Raw genomic sequence first — 13,813 nt, 5'->3', positions numbered from 1 at the left:
CGAGCGAGTGGTCGCGTAGCGATCCACGAGCGGAGCGGAAGCACCGACAGTTATGCGACGGTCCAAAGTTATTTAGTAATAATTCGGATTGTCATTCAATTTCCAATATCTCGCATCTTCAACAGAAATGACCGGCAAACCCTGAAGGGAATAATCATTATTATCAATTGACACACTAGATACTTTATATTCAACTTTCATGCTAGGACTTAATTTTAATACTTTAACTTGTCCATTGACCAACTCTTTATCAGAACCGCAAGAGCCAGAAGCAGTTTCGAATTCTCCGCCTTCAATATGTTGTTTGAGAGAATACCTTATGATAAGAATATTTTTTTCGATTACCCACGACCCGGCATATGCCATCACTCGTTTTGCACAATCCATCGTATTAAATCTAGTAATTATCTTTCCATTTGGAAACAACGATAGCGTATCGCCCCAACCCGAAGCGACAACAGGAGAGTCATGCCAAAATCCGAAGTACATTTCATCTTTTTGGGAAGGTTTAACGTCAGCATCAACTGCTATAAATTCTTGAATCTCCGAATTTGATTCTTTATAGGAAATTAACTCTATGTTTCTCTTATCGTTTTGAGATAGCAAGTTATCCACATTATGAAATCTAACTTTATACCACGATTTCTTTGCAAAAAAATCTTTGAGTTCATCAGACTTAAATATATAGCCATGTTTTGCAAAAATTGAATTTCTAATTATTCGAAGATCAGAAGATTTCGTGTAGCTCGATAAGTCACTTTCTGAAATTACTTTATCAGACAGGATCAATTTGAAAATTGAGTCAAATTTTTCATTTTCTTGAGAACAACTAATCGTCGATATGAAAGCAACTATACTAATAAATAATCTAATCATACTTTTTACATCTTGCCCTATATATTTAACGTTTCCTGTCGATTTTTGGACTGTCGCATAACGACCAAGGTGTTCCGACGTTCGCAACGGCACGAACTTGCTCAAGCAAGTGCAGTGACGGACGCGAATGTGGCGTAGCCCGAGCGAGTGGTCGCGTTAGCGATCCACGAGCGGAGTGGAAGCACCGACAGTTATGCGTCGTTTTTATTATTTGATCGATTATGGTTATACATTCTATGAAGATCTTTATAAACTAACGAATTTGTAGTTCGCATTATATGATGCGAAACATCTGCAAAGACTTCGATTTTTGATTTTAAAATAGTCTTCAAGTTTTCACCTTCCGCTAATTCATGATCAATTTTTCTAGAGCTTAAATCAGCTAAAAACTTTTTATTAATAAGACCAGTAGAATGAATTATATGATTTCTAATCTTTGAGTAAAAGAACAATTCATTTAAACTGTTCCCGTATTCATTTTGAAAATCAATCTTAAACTTCTTCAAAAGCAGAAGAACGACATCTGCAATATTTTTGGAATGAAAAATCGAAGATATTTCTTCTTGGATAATGAAGCTTTTTAGATCTTGAATATTTTCAACATCATCGCGAAATACATTCTCTACTTTTAGCTTTAACTCAGTTTTAGTCAAATATACTGGGAAGCAACTGAGTAATATTGATGCGATATTTTGCAAATACACTTCAAGGTTTGTATAAGTATCTAAATAGAGTTTTTCAACAAGTATATTCTCGAAGGTTGTATCACTGCCCCTTATAGACCGGTCATATCGACGAACTGATCTTATTGTCCTCATAAAATGAGGAAAATCGAGTTTGAGTTCTTTCAAGATTAAGGATATGCCATCATTTACTTCTTCGAACTTAATATTTTCGGCTCTTCTAAATCTATTTTTCGTTCTATTGAATAGAGTAACTATCCTAAAAAAATGCATGAACATAATCTGATAATAACCCAGAAGTAATCTTGCATTCTTATTGATTTTATATTGCTGGATGTATCTCTCATATTCATTTTGCACGATGCTTGATACTTGATCATAGGAATAATTTAGTTCCGAAATTGTTTTTTCATTATCTAAAATACTATTTTTAAGATCGTCGCTCAACTGTCGATGTGATTGATCCTTAAGAACTTCTGCAATTATTGCGCTTGAAAACTGTGAATACATCAACCTAAAGAACAGATATACGATTGGAATTGTTATTATTAAAACTATTCCAATCGTATATAATATTGTTAGAAAATTTAAGTTATTCATTTTGCAAATGACTTATAAAAATGACGCATAACGACCCAAGGCTTATCGACGTTGGTCGTAGGTGAGCCTGCTATGCAGGCGTTACCGTCGGCGCGCTTTTTGCTTTTGCAAATAAGCGTGCCGGAGACCAATGTGGCGAAGCCCGAGCAAGGGTGAACGAAGTGAACCCCGAAGCGAAGCGATAAGCCGAAGTTATCTGCTGTGCCGCGCCCCTAATGTCTAACCGAGCGAAGCCACGGAAGGCGTAGCCGGTTAGGGAATGCCAATAGAATTGTTATTTAAGATTTGAAAGATTACTTCTTTTTTGCAAATTCAGAAGCTACATCAGCAATGATCTTTCTCTGATCAGGTGAAATTTGTAAGAGTGTCTTTACGATTTCTTTCACGCCTTTTGTGCTTTTGATCTTACTGAATAAAACTTTATCCTCATCCATCTGAAAAACCTGCCCTTCATCAGAAGAAGAATACAGAACAGGTTTAATAGGTTTGGAATCATCTAAAAGCCAGTCGAGGTTTACCTTATATCTTTCTTTGAAAGTAGTTAGAAATGCTTGAGAAAGCGATTCTACTCTACCTTGGATAATATTGTTCAATCCTGCTGGAGAAATATTTAGCTCAGGAGCTGCTTCTTTCTGGCTTTCACCATGATCTTCTATAACTGTTTGTACCTTCTTTCCAATTAGTTTTTCAGTTTTCTTTGAGGTCATTAAAAATACACTAATAATTTATTTTTCGTTGACATTAATTCACTTATGGTGTATCAATGTATTTACCGATAAACGGGCGCAGAATTAGTTTCTATGGCATCACCTCATACGCAAAGCAGAAAAAGACCGATTCTAAGACCTTCGAATGCCCAAAAGCTAGCAAATTCCGAGGTCACAATGTTTGCTAGTGCCCTTCCGCAATGGAAAGTCTCAAAGAAAGACAAAGAATTCTTTTATCGAGCTTTGAAAGCCGCAAGGAAGGAAGCTGGGCTTACTCAAGCTGAAGTAGCTAAGAAATTAAAACGAAGTCGAAGTCATATTTCTAAAATTGAATTAGGACAAAGGCGATTATTTATGGATGAGTTTTTAGTTTTATATAAGCTTTATGGAAAGCCAACTATCTATTTCTATTCAGCCTTTATCAAAAGTGATCTTGTTGAACAGATAGATTAAGCCCGAGTAAAATCTGCGAAGCAGTTTTAACGAGGGCATTCGGAGCGAGATTACTAAGGGTTTAGCGTCCCGATCGCGAAGCGTTCGGGCAACATCGGCTCGTAATGAACCGTTTCAATTGATTTAAATAGTTTCATTACTATTTACTCAGAATTTCCAAAATATGATTTCCTATTATCTCGGCGGATTTCAAAGCATATAACTGATTTAAATCGTCGTATTGAATCTGCCGACTGGTAATAATAAACAGTGAAACAAAGTATTCTAAATATGTCGAATTATTCTTCATCAAATTAAATGACTTACTCCTAATGGTCTTGATCAAACTAAAATATACTTGTAAATCTTTTCTAACCGAAGAGAAGGGCGCTGCACTGTTAAAAGAAGAATCATTTAAAAGTTCTCGCTCACATGTCTCCAAAACATTGAGATCAATATATCGAGGTATATGTCTAAATTTAATCGAACATTCTAAAGAAACGTGATCAATTAATGCATGCCTTCTGTCCGTAAAACCGAAATCTATTAAATAGATCCCCTCTCCATCTTTAAAAAAATTTTCTGTATGTAAATCACCGTGACAAACTTTCGTTTTCAAATCTATTTCCAAATTGTAAATCTTATCGAAAATATTAATAAAGGTGTCTTTGTCTAAATTATCTAAGTTCTTAATTTTTCTTACCTGAGAGTATAACTTTTCTATTTTTATATATTCACTATATACATCTTTTATCTTAAATTTAGCCTCTTCTACAGATTCTTGCCATATTTCAAATAGTTTAGATTCGAATAATTCTTCTGTAATTTTGTTAAGTTCTGCAAAGTAGGAATTCTTATCATCCGAAATTATTTCGGAAAATGAAATCGATTCTTGAATGTTATCACTAGATGCGTAAGTATATTTTATGCCTTCATAATTGGTATTTTTATCATAATGTTGAGTTAATTCATTTTTTAAGCTATAATGTTCAACATGCTTAGCAAATCTTTCTGACTCGATAGATATCTTCTTACTTTCATCTCGTTTTCCGAACTTTACAACGTATCGTCTTGCCGAATCTTCCGCATATGACTTCTTCGGCCTAACTTCAAGAACTTTGGCCCCGCTTTTTCCTGACTTAATTACCTTATAGTCCAAACTTTCGCCTCCGACGGAGTTAAAGAGCTTTTTTATCAGGCCGACCTCATCATTAGATAATTCTGAATTAACTAACATTATGGAAGAATTACATTTCAAAATATCGATAAACTCATCCACATCATTGTGCTCAATTATTTCTGGCTTTAGCAAATTCTCTTTAAAGCGAAGCTTCGCATGTCTAAAGGTGTCAAAACTCATTATCGCACTTTTGATACTGGCCACAATATCATTTATGAGTTCAACTTTCTTGTGCGATAAAAAGAGGATCACTATATAACTTGACCCCTCATAATCCCCTTTATCAATTCTATCCTTCCAATTAGAAATTGATTCTATTTCAATATTACCAAAGTGGACCTCGACTTTCTTCTTGAACGACTGAAAGTAACTATCTCCGTCATGAATAAATAGTATTTTAAACTCTGAATATTCTTCAGAAATAAGTTTTAATATATAATATTCTCGAAGATTATTAAAATCCTTTGAACATTTCTCTACAAAGTCTTTTAAAAAATCTAGAGGCTTCCGGTTAATTGTGTTTTCTTTAACTTCTGAAACAAATATATTGTCTTGAATTTTCTCCTTTTTGTTAATTTCTTCAGTAGAAGAATCAGTCTTTCTAAAGTAGTTATTGGGAAGTCCTTTGATATCAGCGCCACGCGCGAAGAGGTCGTTCTTAATAGCGTTATAATATTTTTCAAAGTGGTCTCTTTGACTTATGGGAATTTTTCTTAATAGATCGTAGATTTCCTCTATTGCGCCAATATTTATTGAGGTACCTTCAAACGCTATTTTTTGCAAACTTTCTAGTTCTGTCTTAATTCTTTCCTTATCGACCTCTTTCATATGAATCATTTATCCAACCCATATATTTCCGATCTACGTCTAAAGGCTTCCTCACCACCTTCAAGAAGATTTACAATGCGGTCTTTTACTTCATCAATTTTACCGGAAGCTTCAATTTCAGCTGTCCTATTCTCATACTTTAAGAATATATTCTTTTCAGCATCTGAAAGTACCGGGATGTTCGGATTATGAGTAATAAAAACTAGTTGTCTATCGGATTTCTGTCTTCTGATCAACTTATGAATACTCTGCGCAATATATTTATTGTCCAAATTGTCTTCCGGTTGATCAATTAACAGTGGGTTATTCGATACGGCAAAAACTATTGGAAGAATAGTTGTACAACGTTGCCCCATAGAGAGCTCGTCCGTGCTTCTGTAGTTATCTTCTTTAGTATCTGAATCATCAGCTACTTTTAGCAAGAATTCTGGGTAATCCTGGCAATATAGACTTTCTATTGCATAAATTTCATCAGTTTCGTATAAGGTATCGATTAAAGCTTCTGCTCGTGCTTGATCAATTTGGGGAATAGACTTAAGACTCTCGGCATCTTTTTTGTGAATTATTTCAGCAAATTTCGTATTACCAAAGCTTTCTGCAATCCTAGGAACTAGTTCATTATATCTCATCCTAGAGCCACGTAAGGCACTCTTTAAATGTTCTTGAAAATCGTCAGTGATACCTCCATAAGTAAGCGTGATTACTATATCTTTGCCAAATTCTTTATTTAATTCGTTAACGATTTCAAGCCGAGCATGATATATTTCAGTTTTTAATTCGCCGAACTTTTTTAATAATTCTGCTCTTTCTTTTTTTATCTTCTTTATTTTTTTCTGATGTTCTTTCTTGTCTTTTGCTACAGTATCTCGTTCGTTTAATTTCTTCGATAATTCCTGATATTTGTTGATATACTCCTTACTGCTCTCGTATTTTAGCTTAAGTTTTATAAATTCTGCCTGCTGCGATTCGTGAAGTTTCCCCAATTCGCCCGACATCAAAGAAATTTTTTCTTGAAACTTTAGTAAATTTCTATCAAGAGATTCATAACTTTTTATTACTTCTTCTTTCGCCTCATTCGCCGTCTGGATTGCTTTATTTATTATATTTTTATTATAGTATAAATTAGCGTCTTCAGATAGTTCAGCTTGGTGCTCAACAAATTCCTCTTTTCTTCTACTATTGAAATTTCGTATATCAACTAAGGAATCTATAGTTTTACTTAAGAACCTTTTTTCTAATTTCCTAACTTTTTCTTTTGCGTCTGCTGCTTCAAATTCCTTACGCTCATCTTCCGTAAACCCACCGACTTGCTTTTCTTTATGTGCCTCAAATTCTTTATCTATACCGACATATTGTTCAAGCAATGTGTCGAATTGGGCGATACGTCGATTTTCGGTTTTTATATCTTGTGCATTGGAATCTAAATCTATTTGAATCTTTTCAATTCTTGATTCACAATCTAAAATTTGAATTTTTATTTTTTTATCTATAAGATTCAATCGATCAAGACTGCTTCTTCCGATTTCTTCGATTTTTCCTGCCTCATATATATCGCATTCTATTGATTGTAGTATTTTTTCGATTTCAACGTATTCCAAATCCGGCATTGAGTATGGCTGAGGGGTATCGTTAAAGGATTTTTCTATTCTATACGTGATATTATCAGAACTTTGTATCTCAATTACGATCTTTCCAGTACCAAGATTGCTTTTTAGTATCTTAGAAATATTATTTTCGCTTTCTGAATTCTCATATATTGTTGATTTAATAAAACTTAATATTGTAGTTTTACCAGTTCCTCTACCTCCCATTATACAATTCAAATTTGGAGATAACTCCATTTTTGAATCAATGAAAAATGGAGAACCGGTTATTTCTATAGATTTTATAATTGTCATTTGTCTTCTCTTTGAATTAGTTTTAAATATAAACGATTTGATGAAGTAGTAGCCTGCCACGGACGGCAGGCGCTCAAATGAAAGGGGCGCGGCATGGCAGATAACGACCAAGGTGCTCCGACGTTCGCAACGGCACGAGTTTGCTTTGCAAACGAAGTGACGGAAGCGAATGTGCCGAAGGCCAAGCGAGCGAGTCGCGAAGCGATCTCCGAGCGGAGCGGAGGCACCGGAAGTTATCCGACGTTTCAGCCACTATTACTAAAAAAATTCAGACCCTACGGAGCTGAAGGATTTACTAAGACGAACTCTGTCCGCCTCTCTACGCTATCATCAAACACCACAGACCACACGGAGTGAAAAGCCGGAATCGAAAGATGCACTTCAAAATATGGCGGCTATTAAGAAAAAGCAGCTAATTTATTTGCAAATTACCAGATGCTCGAGTTTAACGAACAAAAACTTCAAAATTAAAAAACAAACAAAAAACTAATTTTGGCTGGAATGTCGGATAACGACCAAGGTGTTCCGACGTTTGCAATGGCACGAGTTTGCTTATGCAAACGAAGTGACTGAAGCAAATGTGGCGAAGCCCGAGTGAGTGGTCGCGTTAGCGATCCACGAACGGAGCGGAAGCACCGTAAGTTATGCGCCGTTATTGTTTTTTCTTGATTTCGGCTGATGAATAAAATATTTTATCAATTAACATATCTAACCTATTATTTACCTTCTCAATCGCTAAATCTAACTTCTTAGTATTTGAATCGACGCTATTAATAGAGCTCTTGACTTCAGCAAGAAAAGTGTTAATTGAAAAACTTATTGTAATAAAGAAAACTAACGCAGAGATTACACCCACCCAAATTGCCAGAACGACAGACTGCCTACTAGCTAACCGTTCTAAAATATCCTTTTTTAGCGGAGTTGACAAACCTTCTTGTTCGTATTCGTCATCGCGTGGAATATGCCCTGGTTTATTCGTAAAGTCGTCTTCAGGATCTTGTTGTTTTTTCTTTTTCGCATCAATTATATCTTCATAAGCAGATTGAGTATACGGCTTGTAACCGCGGTCTATCGGTTTACGTTTTGACATTTTTTAATCCTTAGAAGCCTCTAACAGTTCATTTTTAAAACCCTCCATCTTTGACCAAAGATCATTCGATAGAGCTTGTAAATGGGAATTTAATTTTTGAAATTCAATATTTCGAACAGAAACATCTATATCTAGATAAAGAAATTCTTCAGGGACCTTATCAATAAACGCAAAATTATTGAGTAAGCTCGGATGCTGTTGAGACTTTTTCATAGGTCCTGCTTGAATTCTGCTATCTTTTTGCTGAAATGTTATAGCGAAATCTTCTATTTGAAATCCCTCGCCAAGTGAGTTGATAAGATTTGGCTGAAATATCTTACCCTTATTTACCCTCGAAACAACCGTCTTAAAATCTATTTCATTTATACAAAATACACCACGTAGTCCCAAACGAATTATTTTCCCCAGATCGATAATTTTGGTAAATCCTTTGATATGTTTTTTATATTTATCCAAAAAATAATTCTCAGTAGGAGGGGCCTCAACGCTGAAAACAAAATTTTTAAAACTAATAGCTAATATATCATTACTAAGGAACAGACCCGTAAAAGTCATATCTTGTGCATTATGAAATCTAAGAATAGTCGAATTGTCATCCATTTGGAAATGTGAAAAACTTTCTGGCCAATAAGTTTTTAGCATCTTCCCTTTAACGTCAAAAAAATCTGTCGCGGCAGGGAAACGTATTTCTGAAAATATTTTGTAGTACATTTTCTATGATTTTCCTTCTAATTTTTTATTGATAATGGCGCATAACGACCAAGGTGTTCCGACGTTTTGCGTTTGGCACGAGCTTGCCACTGCAAGCGGAGTGACAATGCAAAATGTGGCGAAGCCCGAGCGAGTGGTCGCGTTAGCGATCCATGAGCGGAGCGGAAGCACCGTTAGTTAGGCGATGCGATTTGCTCTTAGATTCTTCCCTAAATCACTAATACCATTACGTTGATGGAAGCTTCTTTAAATTTAGCCTTTAGAAATTAAAGAAAGAAATACCAAAACCAAACTAATCAGCAATAATGATCCAAAATACTTATTTATATTCATTCTTACTTCTGAGAAAATTAACTTCCTCTGATAAAGTCCTATAATTGAGCTTATCATCTTTAGGTTAAGAAGCAGCAATAATAAAATGATTAAAAAGACAATTATTATTCTCGCATAAGCTTCTCTATTAAATAATCGATAAATCACTGATGAAAGAGAAATAAGAAAGAAGATGAAATTAATAAGTGAATAAGTTAAGAATGAATAAAATGCGTATTTGCCGATTGGCAATATTTCGAAGTTTAATCGAATCGTTAACAATATGAAAATCACAAGCGGAAAGAGCAGGAATAATAGAAAATTAAATAAATCATTATTAATCTCTTCAAATAGCTTATCAGAAAATATTCGTATGCATATCGCTATCAAAAACAAACAAATAGCATCCAATACGCAAGCTGAATATTTTGAGAAAATTAATTTCATAATTAAAAAAGATTCAAATCGTTTCGCCTAACGACCAAGGTGTTCCGACGTTTGCGATGGCGCGAGTTTGCCCTGCAAACGAAGTGACAGAAGCAAATGTGGCGTAGCCCGAGTGAGTGGTCGCGTTAGCGATCCACGAACGGAGCGGAAGCACCGTAAGTTAGGCGACGGCTCTGCAGCTAATACAACAAAATTAAGCCACGGATGGCGTTAGTAATTATTTATGAGCATAATGCTCCGTATATAAATCCAGAACCTTTTTTATCATCGTCTGATAAGGCACACCAGATCTTTTAGATTCCTTTTTAAAGAACGAAATGCTCTTTTTACTTAAGACTATAGTTATTCTGGAATTGTCCTCTTTCAAAACAAGCTTACTCGGAGGAGGTAGAAAATCATCAACTACTATGGAAGATTTGATAGAAGATGATATAGATACTGGCGCATCAGTGTATTTTATTTTCTTTTTCATAAACTTTCTTACCTTGTCTCCAATAACCTGCCCCAAAAATTCTGATCTTGTTATTTCTAACAGTAAATCTTACTGTCGAAACATGCGAATCAATGAGACCAAAGCAATAATATCTCTTTTCAGATTCAGAAGAATGAGTAACATCTAAAGTAATAACCCTGTTTGGGTCCAAGAATGCCCGTTGTGCCTCAAAGAAATCAAGTCCATGTTTCCGCAGATTTTCTTCGTTCTTTGCAGGGTCCCATTCAAACTCCATCTATATAGAGAATAGGCACTGGCTAAATCTTTGTCAATACATATAATTATGCATATTTTTATGTGTATTTAAAAATTAAGAACTCGTAGATAAGGCGGGCACGGAAGCCCGCAAAACTTAAAAAGAATGTCGTGCAGAGCTGTTCGCCTAACGACCAAGGTGTTCCGACGTTTGCGATGGCGCGAGGCTTGCTTTGCAAGACGAGTGACAGAAGCAAATGTGGCGTAGCCCGAGTGAGTGGTCGCGTTAGCGATCCACGAACGGAGCGGAAGCACCGTAAGTTATGCGGAGTCGCCTATTGTAATACAGAAGGTCAAAAAGTATCCCAAAATGGATCCCGGATTAAACAGCAAATTTCACACACAGATACTTGCCTAACCACTATCATAGCACGCCGCACTAGCTCAAAACAATAAGCTATCATCCGCACCTAAAGCTTCAAATGAAAAAATCTGCAAGGTCAAGAGAGTCTTGAACATAAGGAAAATTTAGTAAGTAAAAAAAGTCCATTTACTGATTAATTCTTCTGATTAAGCAAATGCATCGAATTTCAAAACAAACTCGTGAAACCAAAAATCCCTAAGAAGTTCTGCAAATTTTGTTCTTTATAAATAAAATAATTTTAGGCGATTGCGCATAACGACCAAGGTGCTCCGACGTTCGCAACGGCACGAGTTTGCTTTGCAAGCGAAGTGACAGAAGCAAATGTGGCGAAGCCCGAGCGAGTGAGTCGCGTTAGCGATCTCCGAGCGGAGCGGAAGCACCGATAGTTAGGCGCAGTCAAATTATTATCGAAAAGGGATTTTCGAAAACTTAATCTTTACATCGCTATATCCACTCTTCTTTAGGAGCCTCTCAATTTCTTTCCAATAGAGTGTCGAATTAGCAATTTTTGGCCCTAACACTATTTCTTTTATTGGAAGTCTCTTCCCAGTTATATCTTTACTAAGAAAACCACTTTTGAGACCATAACTTTTAGGAATAGCTTCAGTTTTCAATAACCATCGGAACTCATTTTCGTGTGAGTAATGATCTATCTTCATATAATTTAGCAATATCGATAATTTACTAAGTAATTCCTTTGAAAAAGATTCAAAATTATACTTTGTATATAATTTCTTTCTACTAACATAAATATCTGCTTGTAATTCTGCGAAAAAGGAAGTTAAGCTAAATCCCCTAATGTACTTCTCAAAGAAATTTAGAGAATAATCGATTAATTCTGACTGAATTTCACGATTATATATTACTTTATTGAATATCAGCTTATCCAAGTTTATGAATGATCGTGTATTCGGCGTGATTCCAATACTGACTCCTCCGCCACCATCACCATAAGCAATCCACTGTGGCAGAGAGTCAGGCATATTTGAAAACGATACAGTGTAGAAGGATTTCTTAACCTTAACAAGTTCCATATCAATCAGATCCAACAAGCCTTTATATATAGCTCGATTCGCGGTTCCTATTGAAGTATCTTTATACACATCTTTTAGCACATTTTTAGCCAAATGTAATCCGTAAGAGAATTCATACGGATCATTCATCGTGCTGATATTACTAAACAAGAGAGATTCAGATTTTAGAATCAACTTAAATGTATCTAAAGTCGTATAATGATAATATTTCCCCTTCGATATATAACCCTTATTATTTATAAATTCAAAGTATTTTGTACCCAATGAAAAACTATCTTCATGAGCAATAATTCTGTACAATTGTTTATGAAGATCTAATTCCATAATTTGATTGCGCCTAACGACCAAGGTGTTCCGACGTTTGCAATGGCACGAGTTTGCTCATGCAAACGAAGTGACAGAAGCAAATGTGGCGTAGCCCGAGCGAGTGAGTCGCGATAGCGATCTCCGAGCGTAGCGGAAGCACCGAAAGTTAGACGAAGGTCAGGACGTATACTATTTTTTAAAAATTCCGATATCTATTGGCAAAGTAGGAGCACTTTCACCTTGCAGTAGACCAGTATCGGCTCTTCCAAACAAAGATTGAATAATCAAGTTTCTTTCCTCCTTCTGTAAGGTCCCTTCTTTGATAAGAGATAGATAGAAATGACTAAGTTGATATCTTTCCTTTGCATCTAAAGAGAGATGATAACTACTTAAGGAAAGCTTAATAAAGAATCGGACCAAGTATATCAAAATCGAAATAATAACTCCGAGCAGCAAGGTCCCTTTTAAACCATCCAAGCTAAACCCATTTTGCGCATTTAGATACTTTTCCGGATAGAAGAAAAATATAAAGGTAAGAAAACCGACAGATAAAGTAGAGACCCAAACTGCCCAACATCTCCAGAGTTTTCCCTTTTTTTCATAATGCGTTTCAAGTTCCTGCCAATATGCTGCAGGACCCTCTATTCGGATTTTTTCTTCATAAAGTTTTCGCAAATCAACGAATTTGCCGACTTCGACTTCTTTTGCCTGATTTACATCAGATTTAAATTTAGTAAATTCAGCAGCATAGTTATCTTTATTCGATTGAATATCTTTTTTGAATTCTGAAAGTTCCTTTGTGCTTTCCAATCTATATTTAGTAATTAATTCTTGAAAATGAATGTAATTCGCGTCATATTTTTTTAACACCTCGTCAAACTTTTCATTAAGAATCTTTGGATTAAGAAAAAATAAAGTTTTAAGGTAACCGAAAAAATATTCTTTTGAAGACCCATTAAAGATACCAGTTAAGCAATCTATAGCACCGCTCATGCCATAGTGGTCAGTTTTATCAAACGTAAACAAAAATGACCCAAGTTTCGAAGTTGAAACAATCTTTTGATAAGAAGGAGATAAAAGTTGATTACGTATATTTGATAATTGGCTCTGAACCATATCGAATCTATTTTGAATAATATATTGGCTTATCGCGTTAATTCCGTTTTCGAGACTGCTATAAAAGTTCCATATTTCACTAAGCCTTCCTGACTCAAAATATGACCAAGCCGTACGCTCCTTCCTTATGAAAGATTCCAAATCCTCAAATTTGCGAAATACAAGTTTACTATTATCGAGAAAGGTTGCGAATTCCCATTCATTCGAATTAAAATAGTCTTTTATTTTTTCGTAATCCATAAAATTTTCCTGACTTTCGTCTAACGTCCAAGGTGTTCCGACGTTTTGCGCGTCCGAAGGACTTGGCGCGAGGCTTGCTTAGCAAGACGAGTGACAAAGCAAAATGTGGCATAGCCCGAGCGAGAGTCGCGTAAGCGATCTCGAAGCGTAGCGGAAGCACCGATAGTTAGGCGTAGTAACGCTTTTCTATGGGCTGCTATTTATTAATTCTTTAATAACTCGCAAATCATTTGAAGAAAAA

11 protein-coding genes are annotated in these 13,813 nt (G+C 35.5%); 1 reads left to right on the top strand and 10 read right to left on the bottom strand.

Going from position 1 to position 13,813, the window contains the following annotated elements:
* Positions 1–72: 72 nt before the first annotated feature.
* The 3 genes from EHR06_RS07805 to EHR06_RS07795 form a co-directional block, all read right to left on the bottom strand.
* Positions 73–876: a YARHG domain-containing protein gene (locus tag EHR06_RS07805; RefSeq protein ID WP_135756482.1), complete on the bottom strand. Its 804-nt coding sequence runs from the start codon at positions 874–876 to the stop codon at positions 73–75.
* Between the two features lie 191 nt (positions 877–1,067).
* Positions 1,068–2,006 (bottom strand): hypothetical protein, encoded by a 939-nt coding sequence (locus EHR06_RS07800; protein WP_135756481.1) that lies wholly within the window; start codon positions 2,004–2,006, stop codon positions 1,068–1,070.
* Positions 2,007–2,452: 446 nt separating this feature from the next.
* Complete coding sequence (locus tag EHR06_RS07795; RefSeq protein ID WP_135756480.1) at positions 2,453–2,866, bottom strand: helix-turn-helix domain-containing protein; 414 nt, start codon at positions 2,864–2,866, stop codon at positions 2,453–2,455.
* Positions 2,867–2,959: 93 nt separating this feature from the next.
* On the opposite strand from EHR06_RS07795, the gene EHR06_RS07790 reads away from it, so the two are divergent.
* On the top strand, positions 2,960–3,319 hold the full coding sequence (locus EHR06_RS07790) for a helix-turn-helix domain-containing protein (protein ID WP_244288542.1): 360 nt from the start codon (positions 2,960–2,962) through the stop codon (positions 3,317–3,319).
* A 139-nt stretch (positions 3,320–3,458) separates the two neighbouring features.
* Here the strand turns inward: EHR06_RS07790 and EHR06_RS07785 are convergent, their stop codons facing one another.
* The 7 genes from EHR06_RS07785 to EHR06_RS07745 all read right to left on the bottom strand — a co-directional run bounded on the left by EHR06_RS07785 (position 3,459) and on the right by EHR06_RS07745 (position 13,572).
* Positions 3,459–5,306 (bottom strand): phosphotransferase, encoded by a 1,848-nt coding sequence (locus EHR06_RS07785; protein WP_135756479.1) that lies wholly within the window; start codon positions 5,304–5,306, stop codon positions 3,459–3,461.
* Between the two features lie 5 nt (positions 5,307–5,311).
* Positions 5,312–7,204, bottom strand: a complete 1,893-nt coding sequence (locus EHR06_RS07780; RefSeq protein ID WP_135756478.1) for an AAA family ATPase — start codon at positions 7,202–7,204, stop codon at positions 5,312–5,314.
* Between the two features lie 652 nt (positions 7,205–7,856).
* A complete protein-coding gene (locus EHR06_RS07770; RefSeq protein ID WP_135756476.1) occupies positions 7,857–8,294 on the bottom strand; it encodes a hypothetical protein in 438 nt (145 codons plus the stop codon).
* Between the two features lie 3 nt (positions 8,295–8,297).
* Positions 8,298–9,005: a hypothetical protein gene (locus EHR06_RS07765; RefSeq protein ID WP_135756475.1), complete on the bottom strand. Its 708-nt coding sequence runs from the start codon at positions 9,003–9,005 to the stop codon at positions 8,298–8,300.
* Positions 9,006–10,210: 1,205 nt separating this feature from the next.
* Positions 10,211–10,492, bottom strand: coding sequence for a BrnT family toxin (locus EHR06_RS07755; protein WP_135756473.1), 282 nt, complete (start codon positions 10,490–10,492; stop codon positions 10,211–10,213).
* 788 nt (positions 10,493–11,280) lie between these two features.
* A complete protein-coding gene (locus EHR06_RS07750) occupies positions 11,281–12,234 on the bottom strand; it encodes a DUF2971 domain-containing protein (RefSeq protein WP_135756472.1) in 954 nt (317 codons plus the stop codon).
* 171 nt (positions 12,235–12,405) lie between these two features.
* Entirely contained in the window at positions 12,406–13,572 is a 1,167-nt protein-coding gene (locus EHR06_RS07745) for a DUF6161 domain-containing protein (protein WP_135756471.1), read from the bottom strand.
* Positions 13,573–13,813: the final 241 nt, after the last annotated feature.

Origin of the sequence: Leptospira dzoumogneensis, from assembly GCF_004770895.1 — a bacterium.
Classification (GTDB): domain Bacteria; phylum Spirochaetota; class Leptospiria; order Leptospirales; family Leptospiraceae; genus Leptospira_B; species Leptospira_B dzoumogneensis.
The sequence above is the reverse complement of the archived record's forward strand: the minus strand, read 5'-3'. Positions and strand labels throughout refer to the sequence as shown.

What these genes read in the sequence shown, in the direction of transcription:
- EHR06_RS07795 (WP_135756480.1), bottom strand. Translation starts at nt 2,866, where the DNA reads ATGACCTCAAAGAAAACTGAAAAACTAATTGGAAAGAAGGTACAAACA.
- EHR06_RS07805 (WP_135756482.1), bottom strand. Translation starts at nt 876, where the DNA reads ATGATTAGATTATTTATTAGTATAGTTGCTTTCATATCGACGATTAGT.
- EHR06_RS07755 (WP_135756473.1), bottom strand. Translation starts at nt 10,492, where the DNA reads ATGGAGTTTGAATGGGACCCTGCAAAGAACGAAGAAAATCTGCGGAAA.
- EHR06_RS07780 (WP_135756478.1), bottom strand. Translation starts at nt 7,204, where the DNA reads ATGACAATTATAAAATCTATAGAAATAACCGGTTCTCCATTTTTCATT.
- EHR06_RS07790 (WP_244288542.1), top strand. Translation starts at nt 2,960, where the DNA reads ATGGCATCACCTCATACGCAAAGCAGAAAAAGACCGATTCTAAGACCT.
- EHR06_RS07765 (WP_135756475.1), bottom strand. Translation starts at nt 9,005, where the DNA reads ATGTACTACAAAATATTTTCAGAAATACGTTTCCCTGCCGCGACAGAT.
- EHR06_RS07745 (WP_135756471.1), bottom strand. Translation starts at nt 13,572, where the DNA reads ATGGATTACGAAAAAATAAAAGACTATTTTAATTCGAATGAATGGGAA.
- EHR06_RS07770 (WP_135756476.1), bottom strand. Translation starts at nt 8,294, where the DNA reads ATGTCAAAACGTAAACCGATAGACCGCGGTTACAAGCCGTATACTCAA.
- EHR06_RS07785 (WP_135756479.1), bottom strand. Translation starts at nt 5,306, where the DNA reads ATGAAAGAGGTCGATAAGGAAAGAATTAAGACAGAACTAGAAAGTTTG.
- EHR06_RS07750 (WP_135756472.1), bottom strand. Translation starts at nt 12,234, where the DNA reads ATGGAATTAGATCTTCATAAACAATTGTACAGAATTATTGCTCATGAA.